Raw genomic sequence first — 18,580 nt, forward strand, 5'->3', positions numbered from 1 at the left:
GACAATTAGGAATCAACAACACAAATCAAGGAAAATCTTTAGAAAAATTATCTTCAGGACAAAGAATAAATAGAGCTGGAGACGATGCAGCAGGACTAGCTATATCAGAAAAAATGAGAGGTCAAATCAGAGGTCTTAATCAAGCTAGTAGAAATGCTCAAGATAGTATTTCTTTAATTCAAACAGCTGAAGGTGCTATGAATGAAACTCACGCTATACTTCAAAGAATGAGAGAATTAGCAGTACAGGCATCAAATGATACTAATGTAACTGCTGATAGAACAGCTATAGCAGATGAAGTAAAACAACTTGAGAGTGAAATAAACAGAATTTCATCTCAAACAGAGTTTAATACTCAAAAGCTTTTAAATGGAAGTTTCGCAAGTAAAAAATTCCAAATAGGAGCTAATAATGGACAACAAATCGATTTAACTATAGATGCAATGGATGCGTCAGCTTTAGGTGTAAAAAGTGTAAATGGAGATCTAGGCAATGCTTCTGATGCAACAGCAGCAATATCAACAATAAATACTGCTATAACTACAGTATCAACTGAAAGATCAAAGCTTGGTGCATACCAAAACAGATTAGAGCATACTATAAAGAACTTAGATACATCATCTGAAAACTTACAAGCAGCTGAATCAAGAATCAGAGACGTAGACATGGCTAAGGAAATGATGGAATACTCTAAAAACAATATCTTGAAGCAAGCTGCTCAATCAATGCTAGCTCAAGCAAATCAAGCACCACAGGGCGTACTTCAGCTATTAAGATAATTAAGACTTTAAAAGAGTAGATGAGATGTATCTACTTAAAATATTAAAAATCCCCACGGTTAGAAACGTGGGGATTTTAATATTTTAAATTAGTTGTAAAGTAAATTGTTTAATAAGTAATAATGTATTTATACTAAAAGTAAATCCTATATATTAAAAAATGATAAGTAAAAAAGAACAATAATAAATTTAACTAGAGTATATGTTAAGTGGGTATTCCAATGTATAGTATTTTCTTTAAGATAGAAATTTATCAAAAATAAAATAAAAAGTCGTTAAAGAAAGGGGTATAAATAGTCGATACCAAGATACAGAATTAGATATATAAATATTAAAATATTGCAACTAAAATTGTAAGTGGATAAATGCTTTACTACTATATAATAATAAGAGGGTGATGGTGTGAAAATAGGTCATAATATAATGGCCTTAAATGCCTATAGAAATTTAAAGTATAATAATATAATGCTTAATAAAGCTATGGTGCAATTGATTACTGGAAGAAGAATAAATAGTGCTGCTGATGATCCTGCAGGATTGGGAATTAGTGAAAGGATGAGGGCTCAAATTAGAGGCCTTAACCAAGCTGCTAGAAATACTAGGGATTCTATTTCTTTGATACAAACGGCTGAAGGAGCATTAAATGAAACCCATGCTATGCTTCAAAGAATAAGAGAACTATCAGTACAGGCTACTAATGGAACCTATACTGATGGTGATAGAAAAAAGATTCAAATGGAAATAGATGAGTTGGTTGAAGGAATAGACGATATTTCTAGTTATACAGAGTTTAATGGACAAAAGTTAATAAGCTCAGAGGAAAAGAACTTTCACTTTCAGATAGGAGCTAATAGTGGGCAAAGTACCAATTTGCAAATGAGGGATATGGGAAAAGATGCTTTGGGAATTAAAGATATATCTGTGATGTCTGAAGAAGATGCATCCGATGCTATAGAGTTAAGTGACAATGCTATAAAAAAGGTATCATCATTTAGGAGTATGTTAGGGGCTAAACAAAATAGGTTAGAGTATACTATAAATAATTTAGAAAATGCTTCATTAAACTTACAAACTGCAGAGTCTAAGATTAGAGATGCGGACATGGCGAAGGCTATGATGGAGTATGTCAGAAGGAGTATTTTACAGCAAGTTGCTCAGGCTATGATACTACAAGCTATGCAGCAGCCCCAGGTTGTTTTGCAGCTTTTGGTTACTTAGGCAACTTTGTTTTATTACTGGTGAATTAGTACTAGGTTGTTGCTGGGGGATTTATAATTCCTCAGCTTTTTTGTTTAATAGGAAAGTTTTACTTTTGGAATAGAAAAAAATAGTAGCTATTGTAAAATAGTATATAATAGGAATACCAGTATAAGGTTTTAGTGTCATAAAACCATAACAAACTTGACAATCAAGTTCTGTAACTTACCACAATATTTATAATTTTATACAAAATAGTTAATAATTTATAATTTATACAGCATTTTGAGATTTTATTATATATAGATATGGTTTTATATTTTTTAAAATGAAAAAATTATTAAGTTTTGTTATATATAAATATTTTTATCTAAAAATAAAATAAAACTTACCGATATATATAGTAACAGAACATATGAAAGGGGAAAATCAATATGAAGATAGAGGGGGTTGCTAGTGATAGTAACACTAAAATAGCAAGTAGTAATCAACTTGAAGGGACAAGCCATATAGAAAAGAAACACATAGAAGAAAAGGATATTAGAGGGTTAGCAAATAAGCGTGATTATCAATTAGACGTCAGTGAAAAGCTCCTTAAAAAAGCAGAAGAAGAAGCTAATAAGAAGTTACTAGGTGTTAATAAAGAGGTTCGTCTTAGTGTTCATAAAAAGACCCATGACATAATGATGAAAATAATAGATACTGAAACGAAAGAAGTTATAAAAGAAATTCCACCGAAAAAAATAATTGATATGATAGCTAATTTAATGGAACAAGTAGGAATACTTGTAGATGAAAAAGTATAGAGGGGTGATATTATGAATAACATGTTACGTATAACTGGGATGGTATCTGGTATGGATACAGAAACCATGATAAAACAACTTATGAAAGCTGAAAATATGAAAGTTGATAAAGTTAAACAACAGAGACAGCTTGTAATGTGGCAGCAAGAAGAATATAGAAATATAAGTAATCTTTTAAGAGGTCTTAAAGATGAATATTTTGATGTACTAAAGCCTGATACTAACTTTAGATCTCCAGCTATGTTTTCGGCGTTTGAATCTGATGCTAAAGTTAACGGTGTGGAGACAAGTATTGTAAGTGTAGAAGCCAATTCCGGAGCAACAGCTGGTAGTCATACGCTATCTGATATAACATTAGCAAAGAAAGATATTTGGGAAAGTGCGGCTACGGTATCAGGTGGATTAGAGGGGAATACTATAACAGATTTTAGTAATCTTAAAAAAGGAAAATCTTTTGATATAAGTATAGATGGTGCAAGAAAAACTATTACTTTGGATAAAGATTATGCAAGTGCTACTGGATTAAGAGATGGATTAAACACTATAATAAAGGAAAAGTTTGGTATTGATAATGTTGTGTCGCTAAATACTTCTGGAGATGGACTTAACTTTGATTCTACTGGGAATAAGATTGAAATATTTAATTCAAAACATACTTATGTAAGTGATTTAGGTTTTAGTAATGGTCAAACCAATGCTATAACTGGAAATGAACTTGATTTCACATCTCCTATCACAGCAATAGGCAGAATTAATATTGATATAAATGGAACCACCGAAGTGGTGAATGTAAACATAAATAATGCAAATAATATAGGTGAATTTGTTTCTCAACTACAAACTAGTATAGATAGTAGTCCTATAGGAGCTGGGAGCATAACTGTATCCAATGATGGAGATAAATTAAAGTTTATATCCAATAATACTTCTGATGAAATAACTTTTAAATCATCAGATGTGGATAATGTTTTGCCGGCCTTAGGAATTAGTGATAGCAGTAAAATAAATAAACTAGAAGGTGGAGTTAACTTAAGTTTAGATGAAACAGGAAAAGAATTTGTTATATCTGTAAATGGAAGTGATAATTTGATAGATTTAACAAAGGATTATTCCAGTGTAGATAACTTAATCACTGATATAAATAATGAGCTAAGTGCTTCTGGAGTCACTGCTGCAAATGATGGTTCAGGAAATATAATATTCAATACAGGTGGAAATAATGTAAAAGTATCAAATAGTCAGACTTCCATAGTAGATGACTTGGGTTTTACATCAGGAGATAAATCCACCTTTGATGTGGGTCAAGAAATAGGAACAAGCGGTTCTTTTACAATTAACGGCAAAAATTTTAGTTATAATTCTACAGATACCTATTCTTCAGTAATTTCACAAGTTAATTCTGCTGATATAGGGGTATCTTTAAGCTACAATAGCGTAAAGGATAAATTTGTACTTCAGTCGAAGGATGAAGGGTATGCTAATCGTATAGATTATTCAGGGACTTTACTAGAGAATACTTTTAAGTTAGATAAGACTACAGATAGTAATGGTGATGGAATAGCAGATTCAAACATAACGCAAGGAAGTGATGCTAAGTTTATATTAGATGGGGTCAATACTACTAGAAGTACAAATGAGTTTGAAGTTGATGGTGTGAATTATACTCTTAACTCTGATTATACAGGGACTGATGATATTAAAATAAATATAAATTCTAATCCCGAAGAATTGGTAGATAAGATAAAAAACTTTGTTGAAAAATATAATGAGATTATAGATGATATAAGTAATAAGACTTCTGAAAAACGATATTATGATTATAAACCATTGACTAAGGAACAAAAAGAAGCTATGACAGAAGAAGATGTTGAGCTTTGGGAGGAAAAAGCTAAAAGCGGTATATTAAGAAGTGATTCTATCTTAGAAGGAATAACTAGAGATATGAGAACCGCTCTTTATAGTGGAGTTGAAGATGTAGGAATAAGATTGTTTGATATAGGTATAAAAACCAGTTCTTCTTGGAGAGAAAAAGGAAAACTAGTCATAGATGAAGAGAAATTAACTGAAGCCATAAAAAGTAATCCTAATGAAATAACAGAGCTATTTACTAAGTCAGAGGATAGTTCAGGAAATGAGTTAGGTGATAATGAAAAAGGTTTAGGACTTAAATTATATGATATTATACAAAATAATATTAGAACAACTAGAAATGAAAACGGTAAAAAAGGTTTACTAATAGAAAAAGCGGGTATAGAAAATGATATTACTGATATAAAAAATACTTTGACTGGTAGAATAGATGACTATGATGACAGAATAGATGAACTTCTAGATGAATTAAATGATACAGAGACGTACTATTATAATAAATTTGCAAAGATGGAGCAGGCTTTACAGCGAATGCAGTCACAATCTTCTTGGCTTATGGGTCAAATGGGTGGAATGTAATAATATATAGGAGGTAATATAATGGCAATGAAAAATCCTTATTCACAGTATAAACAGAACTCGGTAATGACGGCTTCTCCTCAGGAGTTAACCCTTATGTTATATAATGGAGCATTAAAGTTTTTAAAACAGGCTATGTTATTTATAGATGAAAAAAAGATTGAGAAGTCACATAATTCTATAGTTAGAACTCAAGATATACTTGTGGAGTTTATGTCAACAGTAGATCAAAACTATGAAGTTGGTAAGAATTTATTTAGTTTATATGAGTACATGAATTATAGACTAGGTGAAGCTGATATGGAAAAGGATAAAGAAAAAGTCGAAGAAATATATAGTATGATAGAAGAACTTAGGGATACTTGGAAACAGGCTATGGAAAAGGTAAAGAAAGGGCAGGCTTAAGATTATGGATAAAAAAGAAGAGGTGAAAGCTCTTACTTTTCTTGTTAGAGAAAAGGGGAAATTACTTAATGAAATAGTTGATTTTACAAATAGACAAACAAAGTTTATAGAGTCTGAAGATATGAACAAGCTTCAAAATGTAATAGAGAAAAAACAAAGAGTTATAGATAGAGTTGATAGAATAGATAAAGGTTTTAGTAAGCAGTTTGATGGGATTAAAAAGAAATATAATATAAAGGAAATATCAGAGATAGATGTGGATAGAGATGTTTTATTAGAGTTAAAGGAAGAAACTAAAAAGGTATATGAGTTATTAAATGATATAAAGAAGATTGAAGCTAAGAATAAGGATATTATGAAGGAAAACTTAGATAAAGTTAAGGCTAAGGTTAAAAGTGTTAGACATGGAAAGAAGATAACTTCCGGTTATTATAAAAAGTCAGAGCAGAATTATGGATATTTTATTGATAAAAATAAGTAATTCAGTTAATAGATAATAGTTAATAGTCTTTGGATTAAAGGGTGTTTTGGGTGGTTTATGGATAATAGGGTTTTAAATGAAAATTATTTAGGCTAGTTTGGACAGGGCATGCCCTTGTCCCTACGTCAATAATCTAAAATTTATAATTTACAATTTAAAATTCCGAAGCCATGCTTCGGCAAGGGGGTGATGACATGAATATTGGTTCTATAGGTGCTCAGTCGCTTTATAGTTTGAGACAGGCTTTGGGTATGGCTACTATGAGGAAAGCTATGAATCAAGATGCTCAATCTGTTGGAAACCTACTTAAAGATATGGAGGAGAGTAATCCTAAGGCTTTACAAAGGGCGGTGGAGCCCCATAAAGGTGGGAATGTTGATATTAAAGTTTAGAAGTGAAAAGAATAAATAATATAGAATAAAGAATAGATAAGGTGCAAAGTGGCTTAGGCCACTTTGTTTTTTTGTTTTGGTAGGTTTCCATGGGGATTGATAATCCTTCAACAACGGTGAACAGATAGAAATCCCCGTGGACTTGGGTTCCTGGGGGATTCGTAATCCCCCAGGCCATATACCGGGGATATTAATAGACTTTGGGTTTATTTGTTAACTTTGAGTTTATGGGTTGTGGGATTGCGAATCCCCCAACAACGGGGAAGTTTGGGTTAGTGTTTGATTACGCAGGTTCAAGGGGGATTGATAATTCATCAACAACGGTGAACAGATAGAAATCCCCGGGGACTTGAGTTCCTGGGGGATTCGTAATCCCCCAGGCCCTATACCGGGGATATTAATAGACTTTGGGTTTATTTGTTAACTTTGAGTTTATAGGTTGTGGGATCGGGAATCCCCCAACAACGGGGTTGTATCTACAAAAACTAAAACTCAACAATAATTTAAAATTTAAAATTTATAATTTAAAATTCGAAGTGTCGCTTCGCATATCTTGTGTATAACTAAAATATTATCCACAACAAAACGTATAACTATAATAGTAAAAAAACTTTGTATATTAGCAAAATTGATAGAGGAATGTAAAATCAACACATATCCACTGGAGATTAACAGGTTTTCCACAGTGTAAAAAATGGTAACTAACAGTTTTCCACAAAGTTATTCACATTATCCACAGAAATAGTCATTATTTATCCACAAAAACATAACAGCACGTTTGTGGATAAGTTCATAAATATTTATACATTATTATGAATATGACTATGAACTATGGGATTACGAATCCTCCAGCAACGGAGTTTGGATTATAGTTAATAGTTAACAGTTAATAGTTAATAGTCGTTGGTGGGTAAAGGGTTTTTGGTGGGAGATATAGTTTAGGCTTAAAGATGGGCTTATAATATTTCCTTTAAAAAATAAAACTTTAAATCAAAATTAAATTTATTTACCCCGTATCAAATTGAAATTTTACGACCGTAGGGAGTAAAATAACCTTCCACTATTCACTATTAACTGAAATCTCTCTTTTTCCAACAAAAAATCAAAAAAACAAAAAATCATGTTACATAACAAAAAAATTGGGTAAATTATAATTAACAATAGTTTTACATAAATATGATGAAGTTAACTTAAAAAACTACCAAAATATTTTGAATATTTAGAGGAAAAATAAAAGATATATAGAATATAATTAGTATAAAGGTTTTTTAAAAAACTTTATCATTCTGAAGGGAGTTGTCATTTATGAAATTAATAATCAGTGGAAAAAATATGCAAGTAACAGATGGTTTAAGGAATGCAGCTGAAAAGAAGTTAACTAAGCTTGATAAATATTTTAATCAAGATGTTGAAGTAAATACAACGTTAAGTGTAGAGAAGGACAGACATATAGCTGAAGTTACAATTCCTTTTTCAGGTACTATACTAAGGGCTGAAGAATATACAGATGATATGTACGCTTCTATAGATAAAGTGGTTGATATTTTGGAAAGACAAGTTAGAAAGCATAAGACTAAACTTCAAAAGAGACATAGAAATGGAGATACAATAAGATTTGAAAATATACCCCAATATCCAAAGGAAGATAATGAACCTAAAATAGTGAAAACCAAAAGGTTTGCTATGAAACCTATGGATGAAGAGGAAGCAGTACTTCAAATGGAGTTATTAAGACATAGCTTCTTCGTATTTAGAAATGCAGATACAGATGAAGTAAATGTTGTTTATAAAAGAAAAGATGGAAATTATGGATTGATAGAACCAATGATCTAAAAAAAAGCGGCTTTGGCCGCTTTTTTTAGAATTATAAATTGTAAATTTTAAATTATAAATTGGTGTGGATGCGAAGTTTTTTGGATGTTAGTTGGTTTTTGTTTTAAAGTTGATTTGTTTAGGTTTCATTGGACAGGGCATGTCCTGTCCCTACGGTACAAAAATAACTTTAGAGCCTAAGATTACCTGATCACTATAAATATTGCATTGATAATAATTTATAATTTACAATTTATAATTCAGAATTTAAAAAGGGGTGGCCTTGTATTTTGGCCACCCCTTTTTAAATTCTGCTGTCGTAATTAAATCTAACCACTTTCCCTTTCTTACCACTACTACCTAACATTATACTTTGTATCATGGCAAATAGTCCTAGGGCTATTATTAAATCTCCCACTGTTAATACTTGAGGATTTATGTACATTTCGGGGACTACTATGGTTTTTGATAGGAGGTTATATTTTGTAGCATCTGTAAGAGGTTTATAAAGGGCTACTTTTCCTTCGTTAACCAAATTAGCTGTTTCAGTAAATCCGGCTAAGTTCATACCCTCTGTGGAGATGGGCATTTTAAAGCCGTTGGCTACAAATGGTATAAAGTTCATTATAACACCTATCATAACTATCCAGAGTTCCCTAAAGTTTATATTGATAATGAAGCCGATTAAGAATAATATATATGAACCGATATATAATTCTTTTATATAATCTAGAATAAACCCACTTCCATTAAGCCCAAATAAAACTATTGCCACTTGTACTACAAGTGCTAATATAAAGGGCGAAGCTTTTTTAAAGGATAAATAGGAAAATCTTGATATTTTCCCTCCTCTAATAATTCCAAATAAAATTGCCAATATAAAAATTTCTACAAGCATCTTCATTCCCCCCGTTTATTTTCTGTTATTTATATAGTTTCTAGAATAGTTTGTAAAATCCTTTTATATTAAAGAATAAAGAATAGAGAATAAAGAATAGAGAATAAAGAATAGAGAATAAAGAATAGAGAATAAAGAATAGAGAATAAAGAATAGATAAGGTGATTTTGCTCCCGTTGGTCGCAAAATTACATAGTACAGGGGCTTAAGAGATTAAATGAGAAATGTAGGGACAGGGCATGCCCTGTCCGTGGAAAGTCATAGAATTTAATATGAGGATAAGGTGCTGGGTAGCTAGAAATTTAAGGCATTAAAATCGGTCTAGGCATGCTTAGATCCTACGGTTTTATTAAATAATAAATAAGGAAAACGTCAAATGAATTCGATGCTACTCCTGTACCTATATAATGAAATTTTACGACCCTAGGGAGTAAAATAACCATATCTATTCTTTATTCTTTATTATCTATTCTTTAAAGAAAGTTTCCCTTCTTGTTTCTTACAAATATTAGTGATAAAATAGTATGATAGGATATACCATATTGAAAGGGATGAAAGTATGAAAAAATTCTTTGAGAAAATATTTGGTTCATATAGTGATAGGGAGATAAAGAGACTTGATCCTATCGTGGATAAAATAGAAGCATTAGAAGATGATATGGAGAAACTAACGGATGATCAGTTAAAGGGAAAGACAGATGAATTTAAAGATAGATTAAAAAATGGAGAAACACTGGATGATATATTACCTGAGGCATTTGCTGTGGTTAGGGAAGCTGCGGTTAGAGTGTTGGGTATGAAGCATTATAGGGTTCAGTTAATAGGTGGAGTTGTACTTCATCAAGGTAGAATAGCAGAGATGAAAACCGGTGAAGGTAAGACATTGGTTGCTACATTGCCGGTTTATTTAAATGCCCTAAGTGGTAAGGGTGCCCATGTTATAACAGTAAATGATTACCTTGCTGAAAGGGATAAAAACTGGATGGGTAAACTATATGAGTACTTAGGATTAACAGTTGGTTGTATATTACATGGTATGACCAGTAAGGAGAGAAAAGCTGCATATAACTGTGATATAACCTATGGTACAAACAATGAGTTTGGTTTTGACTATCTAAGGGATAATATGGTTATATATAAGGATGAAATGGTTCAGAGACATCTAAATTACTGTATAATAGATGAGGTTGACAGTATTTTAATAGATGAGGCTAGAACTCCCCTTATAATATCAGGAAGTGGGGATAAATCAACCCATTTATATTTTGCTGCAGATAATTTTGCTAAAACTTTAACAGGAAGAAAATTAGACCCCAATGAAAAAACAGATAAGTTTAATAGAGAGTATGTAGAGGAAAAGGTTGATTTTGTTATAGATGAAAAGGCTAAAAATGTTACATTGGCTGAAAAGGGTGTGGCAAAGGCAGAGAAGTTCTTTGGACTGGAAAACTTAGCCGATGCAGAAAACATGGAAATAACCCATCATATAAACCAAGCCCTAAAGGCTAGAAACCTTATGAAAAAGGACACCGATTATGTTGTTAAAGAGGGCGAGGTTGTAATAGTTGATGAGTTTACAGGCCGTCTTATGTTTGGTAGACGATATAGTGATGGATTACATCAAGCCATAGAGGCTAAAGAAGGTTTAGATGTAAGAAGGGAATCGAAAACCCTTGCAACTATAACATTCCAAAATTACTTTAGAATGTATGATAAACTATCTGGAATGACAGGTACTGCTAAAACAGAGGAAGAAGAGTTTAGGGAAATATATGGGGTAGATGTAATAGAGATACCTACAAATAAACCTGTTATTAGGGAAGACAATCCCGATGTTGTATATAAAAACTTAACTGGTAAGTTTAATGCAGTTGTGGAAGAGATAAAGGAAAAATATGAAAAGGGTCAGCCGGTGCTTGTTGGTACCATATCAATAGAGAGATCAGAGGTCTTAAGTAAACTACTTAAAAAACAAGGGGTAAAACATCAGGTATTAAACGCAAAACACCATGAGAAAGAGGCTGAGATTGTTGCCCAAGCTGGTAGATATAAGGGAGTAACCATAGCTACAAATATGGCAGGTCGTGGTACCGATATTGTATTAGGAGGTAATCCTGAATTTATAGCTAAAAGTGAAATGACTAAAAAGGGATATAGTGATGAGATTATTGCCTATGTGGATGGTTTTGGACAGACAGATAACAAGGAGATAATAGAAGCTAGGGAAAAGTATAGAAAGCTTCTAGAAAAGGCAAAGGAAGAAACTAAAGAGGAACATAAGAAGGTATTAGAAGCCGGTGGTCTTCACATAATAGGTACAGAACGCCATGAATCAAGAAGAATAGATAATCAGTTAAGGGGACGTTCCGGTCGTCAGGGAGACCCTGGTTCATCTAGGTTCTTTATTTCCCTTGAAGATGATTTAATGAGACTATTCGGTAGTGAAAGAATTAAGGATATGGTTGATAAGTTAGGTATGCCCGATGATGAACCGTTAGAACATAATATCTTGTCTAAATCCATAGAAAATGCCCAAAGAAAAGTTGAGGGTAGAAACTTTAATATTAGAAAACACGTTCTTCAATATGATGATGTAATGAATAAACAAAGAGAAGTAATATATGAAGAGAGAAGAAAGGTATTAGAGGGTGAAAACCTTAAGGATCATATATTAACTATGGTAAGTGATACTATAGATGATGCCATAGGTATATATACAGCTGATGGAAAATATCCAGAGGAGTGGGACTTTATAGGTCTTGAAAATTACCTTGTGGATATATGTATACCAGAGGATACCTTAAGGTTTGATAATGTGGAGGACTTCACAAAGGAATCTTTAAAAGATTATATATATGATGAGGCAAAGAAACTATATGAAGCTAAGGAAAATGAAGTATCAGAAGAAAAGATGAGAGAAATAGAGAGGGTTATGCTTCTTAAAGTTGTTGATAAAAAATGGATGGATCATATTGATGCTATGGATCAACTTAAGCAGGGTATAGGTCTTAGAGCTATGGGCCAACAGGACCCAGTTAGGGCATATCAGGTTGAAGGTTTTGATATGTTTGAAGAGATGATTAAAAATATAAGGGAAGATACCATTAGATACCTATTTAATTTTGAAGTTGAAGAAAAGGTTGAAAGAAAAAGGGTTGCCAATATAACAGGAGCAAGCCATGGAAGTAGTGAACCTAAAAAACAAAAAACAGTTGTAAAGGGAAAGAAAATAGGAAGAAATGAACCATGCCCTTGTGGTAGTGGTAAGAAGTATAAGAAATGTTGTGGGAAAAACGCTTAAATTAAAGAATAAAGAATAGAGAATGAAGAATAGATATTGAAACCTTCGACTGAAGTCGAAGCTATAAATTATAATAAAAGCAAAGTGGCCTAGGCCACTTTGTACCATATCTATTCTCTATTATTTATTATCTATTCTCTAAACAGAAGGGAAGGACTGATATATTGCTAGAATTTGAAAGTTATAAGGATAAAATAAATACATTAAAAGAGGAAATAAACGAGGTAGGTGTGTCTCTTTGACTTACCTAGGCTTAAAAATAGGGTAGAAGAACTTGACCAAAAGATGATTGAACCTGGATTTTGGGATGATAATGATACTGCCCAAAAAGTTGTTAAGGAGTCTAAGGCTTTAAAGGATAAGATAAATGAATATGAAAATATATTAAAGGATATAGAAGAGGTCGAGGTTTTATTGGAGCTTGCATATGAAGAAGGGGACAATTCTTTAAAATCGGAGATAGATGAGAATATAGGAAATATAACAGAAGAAATAGATGACTTGAGGATAAACACCCTATTAAATGGGGAGTATGATGATAATAATGCCATATTGTCTATACATTCAGGAGCCGGTGGTCTAGAAGCTCAGGATTGGGCTGAGATGTTACTTAGGATGTATAAAAGATGGGCTGAATCAAAGGAATATACAGTGGAAACTCTAGATATACTTCCCGATACCGAGGGAGGTATTAAGAGTGTAACTTTATTAATAAAGGGGATAAATGTATATGGCTATCTCAAATCCGAAAAGGGTGTACATCGTCTAGTTAGGATATCTCCATTTGACTCTTCAGGGAGACGTCATACATCCTTTGCATCTGTGGATATTTTTCCAGAACTTGATGATGATATAGAGATAGATATAGATGAAAAGGATTTAAAGATAGATACCTTTAGGGCAGGAGGAGCTGGAGGACAGCATGTAAATACAACAGATTCTGCCATTAGGATAACCCATATACCCACTGGAATAGTTGTTCAATGCCAAAATGAAAGATCCCAGCATAGTAATAAGGCAACGGCAATGAAGATGCTAAAGTCAAGACTAATAGAAGCAAAAGAGATGGAACAAAAAGAAAAAATTGAAGACTTACAGGGAGAGTATAATCAAATATCATGGGGCTCACAAATTAGGTCTTATGTATTCCATCCATATAACATGGTTAAAGACCATAGAACTAATGTTGAGACAGGAAATACCTCAGCGGTTATGGATGGAGATATTGATATGTTTATAAATGGATACCTTAAGTTAAAGAAGAATGGGTAAAGAAGAAAGAAGAAATTTAAAAATAAAGAATAGATAATGTGCAAAGTGGCTAGGGCCACTTTGTTTTGTTTATAATGAAATTTCACCACCATAGGGATTAAAATAACCATATTTATTCTTTATATAAAATAATCCCCAATTAATCCCATTGATATCAAAAAAAAGAGGAATTTAAAGATTTATGTAGAAATATATATTAAAATTAAAATTCCAAAAGGGGATGGGGTTATGAGTAGGATAAAATTTAGAAGTTTATCAGCTAAAATAGTAATTTTAACCATTGTATGTCTATTTATTTTAATGTCGAGTGTTTCTTTTTTTACTATTAGAGTTATTTCAGGTTCACTGGAGAGTCAAATTGATTTTTCTGGAAATGGAACTATTAATAGAATAGTTACTCAGCTTCAAAGTAATAAGGTAATGGGGGATAAGGTAGAAAATTTATTAAATCAATATATGATCAATATGGCCAACATGATAGGTCTTATGGATGGGATTAATAATGAAAAACTATTGGAATTATCAAATAATACAAATATAGCAGAAATTAATATAGTAGATAAAAATAAAACCATTGTATCATCAAATTTATCCGATAATGTAGGTTATAAATATAGGGAAGATCATCCCATGGCTCCTATATTTAAAGGGGAAAAACAACGTATTATAGAAGATATTAGAAAAAGTGATGTGGATGGCAAATTTTATAAATATATTGGAATGAAGTTAGGTGATGGAGCAATACAAATAGGTTTACTGGCGGATACTGTAAATGAGATTAAGAGGGGCATAAACTTTGAAAATGGAATAAAAAGGGCTGCAAAGTCTGAAGGAATAGTTTATACTGCTTTTATAGATGTTAAGGGAAATATTTTATATCATAGTGATGAAAATAAAGTGGGAAGTATCATAAAAAATGATTATATAAAAGAAGTGATAGATACTGGGAAAAAGCACTTTATTAAGGAAAACAACCCTGACTATGATTTTAGAGTCTATGATTTAGTTGTACCATACAAAGACAATGATGGCAATATTATAGGTGCAGTTAAAGTGGGGTTGTCCATGGAACATTTAGAAGATATAAGAAGGAAGGTTATAATTTTTACGGCGGCTATATCTATTAGTCTATTTCTTTTAATTGGAATTGTGATATATTTATTTGTTAGAAAAACAATTAAAAACCCCATAAATAAGTTATTAAGCCTTGTTAGAAAAACTGCAAATCACGATTTAACCGATGATAAATCATTGGAATTCATACTTAAAAAATCAGATGAGGTAGGGGTTATGGCTAAAGAAATAGTAAAAATGAGATCTAACTTAAGAAAAATGGTACAGGATTTTAATCATAGGTCAAAGGAACTCCTTAATAATTCTGATGCTTTATCAAAAAGCACAAGTGAAACAGCATCATCAATAGAGGATGTGGGAAAGGCAGTGGAGGATTTAGCTATAGGAGCCTCTAATCAAGCGGAAGGTTCATCGGATGGTATTGTAAAATTAGAGAACTTGAACAATAAGACTAAAGAATTAGTTCAGAATGCCAATACCATGGGGACATATGCAAAAGAAACTAATAATCTAAATAAGAAGTCTATGTTAAAAATGAATGAATTAACATCTAGTTTTAGAAGTAATATTAGTATGATATCAACAATGGGAAATAATATCGATAGTCTTTCTAAAAAATCTAATAATATTAGTCAAATTGTAACAACGATAAAAGAAATAGCGGATCAAACAAACCTTCTTGCATTAAATGCAGCCATTGAAGCAGCAAGGGCAGGAGAATATGGAGATGGTTTTGCAGTTGTTGCCGAAGAGGTGAGAAAGCTTGCCGAGGAAACATCAGCTTCAACTTCCCAAATAGAAACAATAACTATGGAAATCCAAAGAGAGATGGATGTGGTAATTGATAACATGAAAAAAACTGAAAGTTCAATAAATAACACAGGGCATATATCTAAAGAGTTAGAAAAAACATATGTAAAAACAACAAATTATCTAAATAAAATTATAGAAAAAATAAATATTACTTTAGATAATATAAAGGAAGTCGATATTTATAGAGAAGATGTTTCTTCTTCCATAGGTGAGATAACTAAGGTAACAGAGGAAGCATCGGCATCTACAGAAGAGGTATCAGCTACTGTAGATGAGCAATCAGCTACAATGGAAGAACTAGCAGATATGGCTAGAGGTCTTAAAAACATAGCAGAGGATTTACAAGATAAAATAAATGTGTTTAAAATATAGACCTATTGAAGATTAACTATCATCATTGTTGGGGGGCATGATTCCCCCAACTTATATAATAAAATTTTTCCACTAAAGGAAATGGGCCAACCAGATTTATTTCCTACTATTATTCCTTAAATTAAAAAAGGAATTTAATATTTTATGTAGAAATGTTATATTAGTGTTAATTTTTTTATGTAAGGAGTGAGGTTATGGGGTTTTTTAAAAAGGGGTCGAATAAAATAACTTTTTCAAAGAAATTAAAAAAGAATAAAAACAAGAAAAAAACAAAGCCTAACAGAGAGAGAACGGGTAATAAGAGTTCTAAAAATATTAAAAAAATATTTAAAAACTTTAGCTTCAAAGATTTAAAGGTTAGAGGTAAAATAAGGACTCAATTAATATCTATTATATTAATTATGACCTTAATACCTATTATAGCTATAGGTATTATAAATTACAATTTCCAAGCTAAGGACATGGAGAAAAATATAAAGGAAACTAACCTAACTTTAGCTAAGTCCTTATCGGAGCAAATCGATATATTTATGAACAGTTCATACTCTACACTTCAGTCCATAGCTTCTAGTCAAGATCTTATGGAACTGGAACCTTCAGAGGGAAGTATGCTTCTTACAAATGCTGTTATGGATATAAAGAACATATTAGGGGTATATGTTTTCGATAATAGCGGTAGAGAAATATATTCATCAACAGGGTCTGTTGTAAAGATGGATATATCAGATAAAGCTTGGTTTAATGAACTTAATGAAAAGGAAAAAGTATCTTCAGATGCATTTTTGGACGGAGATATGCCAGGGGTTATGATAGCCATTCCCATAAAGGACTTTTTAGGTGATAAAAATGGGATAATAGCAGCAAATATAGATTTAAGAAAGATAACAGAGCTCACTAAACAACATAAGGTAGGAAAAACAGGGATAGCCTATGTTGTAGACAAGACGGGAAGGGTAATAGCCCATCCAAATTTCAAAGAAAAGGTAATAGAAGGATACAATGGAATTAAAAATGAAATAACAGGGGTTACGAAGGTATTAAATGGAGAAATCGGCAGTGATACATATAAAAATGATAAGGGTAAAACAGTACTAGGTTCCTATGAGGATGTTACATCAACTGGATGGGGAGTCATAGTGGAACAAAATCAATCAGAAGTAGCAGACAATGCATCGGCTAGTTTAATGAGGACTTTTATAATCACTATTGTCGCGGCTATACTTATAATAATATGTGCAGCCATAGTTGGAAATATTTTTGCAAAGCCTATAACAAAATTGGCCCAGTTAGCTGATAACCTAAAAGAAGGGGACTTTACAAAAAGGGCGGAGAAAACATCTAATAACGAGATAGGAAGCTTGCAACTTGCCTTTAATAGTATGATAGATTCATTGTATAAGGTCATATCAAGTGTAAAGGAAGTAACAGATAGTGTTACTAACACTGCTAGTGAGCTAAATGAAAACTCTAATCATACACTACAGGCATCATCTGAAATATCCTCTATAGTTGAACAGGTATCAGTTGGTACAGAAAATCAACTTCAAGGGGTTGAGGAAACGACTAACGTGGTTAGAAATATGTCTGACAGTGTAAAAACTGTTGAAAATAGATCAATGGATATATTAAGCGCTATTAATGAAACCTCTACTATAGCCAATGAAGGGGCTAGAGATATAAGAAAGACTAAAGAAAGCATGAATGCCATATCCAGCAATGTAAAAAATTCGGCAGGGGAAATAAAGGAATTGACAAAATATACAGAGGAAATTGGAAATATCATAACCTTTATAGACAATATATCTAATCAAACTAATCTATTAGCCCTAAATGCATCGATAGAGGCAGCTAGAGCTGGGGAATATGGAAGGGGATTTACAGTTGTAGCAGAGGAAGTAAGACAACTTGCTGTCCAGACTAAGGAGGCTTCTAAAAATATAGTTGACATAATAGATAAGGTTCAAAATGGAATGAAGTCAGTTTCATCTTCAATGGAAGAAGGAATAAATGAAGTAAATAAAGGAAATGAAGTTATGGAAAATACTACAAAATCCTTTAAAAATATAATAGATGAAACCGACAAAGTTGTGGATGTTGTTGAGAACTTCACCTATGTGGTTAAAGAGCTTTCAACAGGTATGGAATCAATAGAAAAGGCTATCAATGATGTAAGTGCCATATCGGAACAAACAGCAACAGGAACCCAAACAATACTTGCAAGTACAGAGGAACAGGAGTCAGCTATGGAACACATTAAAAACTCCACAGAAGAGCTAGATAAAATGGCCGATAGGTTAAATGGGATTGTAAGGGAATTTAAAATAAAGAATAAATAATAGAGAATAAAGAATAGATAATGTGCAAAGTGGCCAAAGGCCACTTTGTTTTGATTATAATGAAATTTTATGAACATAGGGAATAAAATAACCACATCTATTCTCTATTATTTGCATTTTCTTCCCCTTGTTTATTTATTCTCTAAAATATATAATTATAAATAGAATTAACATATTGGGGATTCATAATCCCA

At 32.1% G+C, this 18,580-nt stretch carries 13 protein-coding genes; 12 read left to right on the forward strand and 1 reads right to left on the reverse strand.

The genetic code is table 11. The annotated features are described in order from the left end of the window. The 8 genes from V6137_RS02370 to hpf form a co-directional block, all read left to right on the forward strand. On the forward strand, window positions 1-779 hold a 779-nt coding region (locus tag V6137_RS02370; protein ID WP_425446278.1), incomplete at its 5' end, for a flagellin N-terminal helical domain-containing protein. Between the two features lie 402 nt (window positions 780-1,181). Next, a complete protein-coding gene (locus V6137_RS02375) occupies window positions 1,182-1,997 on the forward strand; it encodes a flagellin N-terminal helical domain-containing protein (protein WP_425446279.1) in 816 nt (271 codons plus the stop codon). A gap of 413 nt (window positions 1,998-2,410) precedes the next feature. Beyond that, the gene (locus tag V6137_RS02380; protein ID WP_425446280.1) at window positions 2,411-2,782 is read left to right on the forward strand and encodes a flagellar protein FlaG; all 372 of its coding nucleotides are present in this window, start codon (window positions 2,411-2,413) and stop codon (window positions 2,780-2,782) included. A 12-nt stretch (window positions 2,783-2,794) separates the two neighbouring features. Further along, window positions 2,795-5,230 carry a flagellar filament capping protein FliD gene (fliD, locus tag V6137_RS02385; protein ID WP_425446281.1) on the forward strand — a complete coding sequence of 812 codons (2,436 nt, stop codon included), beginning with the start codon at window positions 2,795-2,797 and terminating at the stop codon, window positions 5,228-5,230. 21 nt (window positions 5,231-5,251) lie between these two features. Then, window positions 5,252-5,635 (forward strand): flagellar export chaperone FliS, encoded by a 384-nt coding sequence (gene fliS, locus V6137_RS02390; protein WP_425446282.1) that lies wholly within the window; start codon window positions 5,252-5,254, stop codon window positions 5,633-5,635. Between the two features lie 4 nt (window positions 5,636-5,639). Beyond that, window positions 5,640-6,116: a flagellar protein FlgN gene (locus V6137_RS02395; protein WP_425446283.1), complete on the forward strand. Its 477-nt coding sequence runs from the start codon at window positions 5,640-5,642 to the stop codon at window positions 6,114-6,116. A 194-nt stretch (window positions 6,117-6,310) separates the two neighbouring features. Beyond that, window positions 6,311-6,508, forward strand: coding sequence for a YjfB family protein (locus tag V6137_RS02400; RefSeq protein WP_425446284.1), 198 nt, complete (start codon window positions 6,311-6,313; stop codon window positions 6,506-6,508). A gap of 1,305 nt (window positions 6,509-7,813) precedes the next feature. Further along, on the forward strand, window positions 7,814-8,341 hold the full coding sequence (gene hpf / locus V6137_RS02405) for a ribosome hibernation-promoting factor, HPF/YfiA family (protein WP_425446285.1): 528 nt from the start codon (window positions 7,814-7,816) through the stop codon (window positions 8,339-8,341). Between the two features lie 283 nt (window positions 8,342-8,624). Here the strand turns inward: hpf and V6137_RS02410 are convergent, their stop codons facing one another. After that, window positions 8,625-9,218, reverse strand: coding sequence for a DUF5317 domain-containing protein (locus tag V6137_RS02410; protein ID WP_425446286.1), 594 nt, complete (start codon window positions 9,216-9,218; stop codon window positions 8,625-8,627). 559 nt (window positions 9,219-9,777) lie between these two features. Between V6137_RS02410 and secA the strand changes: the two genes are divergently transcribed. From secA to V6137_RS02430, 4 genes are all read left to right on the forward strand, one after another. Continuing rightward, entirely contained in the window at window positions 9,778-12,519 is a 2,742-nt protein-coding gene (secA, locus tag V6137_RS02415; protein ID WP_425446287.1) for a preprotein translocase subunit SecA, read from the forward strand. A 164-nt stretch (window positions 12,520-12,683) separates the two neighbouring features. Then, window positions 12,684-13,791 (forward strand): peptide chain release factor 2 gene (gene prfB / locus V6137_RS02420; RefSeq protein ID WP_425446288.1). Its coding sequence is split into 2 segments (ribosomal slippage): window positions 12,684-12,758 and window positions 12,760-13,791, totalling 1,107 coding nucleotides; the frame shifts between segments, so codons are not numbered across the junction. 228 nt (window positions 13,792-14,019) lie between these two features. Then, complete coding sequence (locus V6137_RS02425; RefSeq protein ID WP_425446289.1) at window positions 14,020-16,050, forward strand: methyl-accepting chemotaxis protein; 2,031 nt, start codon at window positions 14,020-14,022, stop codon at window positions 16,048-16,050. Between the two features lie 194 nt (window positions 16,051-16,244). After that, window positions 16,245-18,386: a methyl-accepting chemotaxis protein gene (locus tag V6137_RS02430; protein ID WP_425446290.1), complete on the forward strand. Its 2,142-nt coding sequence runs from the start codon at window positions 16,245-16,247 to the stop codon at window positions 18,384-18,386. Window positions 18,387-18,580: the final 194 nt, after the last annotated feature.

This window comes from Dethiothermospora halolimnae (assembly GCF_037577855.1).
GTDB classification, from domain to species: Bacteria; Bacillota; Clostridia; order Tissierellales; family VENL01; genus Dethiothermospora; species Dethiothermospora halolimnae.

Coding starts and splice junctions, on each gene's coding strand:
- V6137_RS02380 (WP_425446280.1), top strand. CDS start 2,411: ATGAAGATAGAGGGGGTTGCTAGTGATAGTAACACTAAAATAGCAAGT.
- fliD (WP_425446281.1), top strand. CDS start 2,795: ATGAATAACATGTTACGTATAACTGGGATGGTATCTGGTATGGATACA.
- fliS (WP_425446282.1), top strand. CDS start 5,252: ATGGCAATGAAAAATCCTTATTCACAGTATAAACAGAACTCGGTAATG.
- V6137_RS02395 (WP_425446283.1), top strand. CDS start 5,640: ATGGATAAAAAAGAAGAGGTGAAAGCTCTTACTTTTCTTGTTAGAGAA.
- V6137_RS02400 (WP_425446284.1), top strand. CDS start 6,311: ATGAATATTGGTTCTATAGGTGCTCAGTCGCTTTATAGTTTGAGACAG.
- hpf (WP_425446285.1), top strand. CDS start 7,814: ATGAAATTAATAATCAGTGGAAAAAATATGCAAGTAACAGATGGTTTA.
- V6137_RS02410 (WP_425446286.1), bottom strand. CDS start 9,218: ATGCTTGTAGAAATTTTTATATTGGCAATTTTATTTGGAATTATTAGA.
- secA (WP_425446287.1), top strand. CDS start 9,778: ATGAAAAAATTCTTTGAGAAAATATTTGGTTCATATAGTGATAGGGAG.
- V6137_RS02425 (WP_425446289.1), top strand. CDS start 14,020: ATGAGTAGGATAAAATTTAGAAGTTTATCAGCTAAAATAGTAATTTTA.
- V6137_RS02430 (WP_425446290.1), top strand. CDS start 16,245: ATGGGGTTTTTTAAAAAGGGGTCGAATAAAATAACTTTTTCAAAGAAA.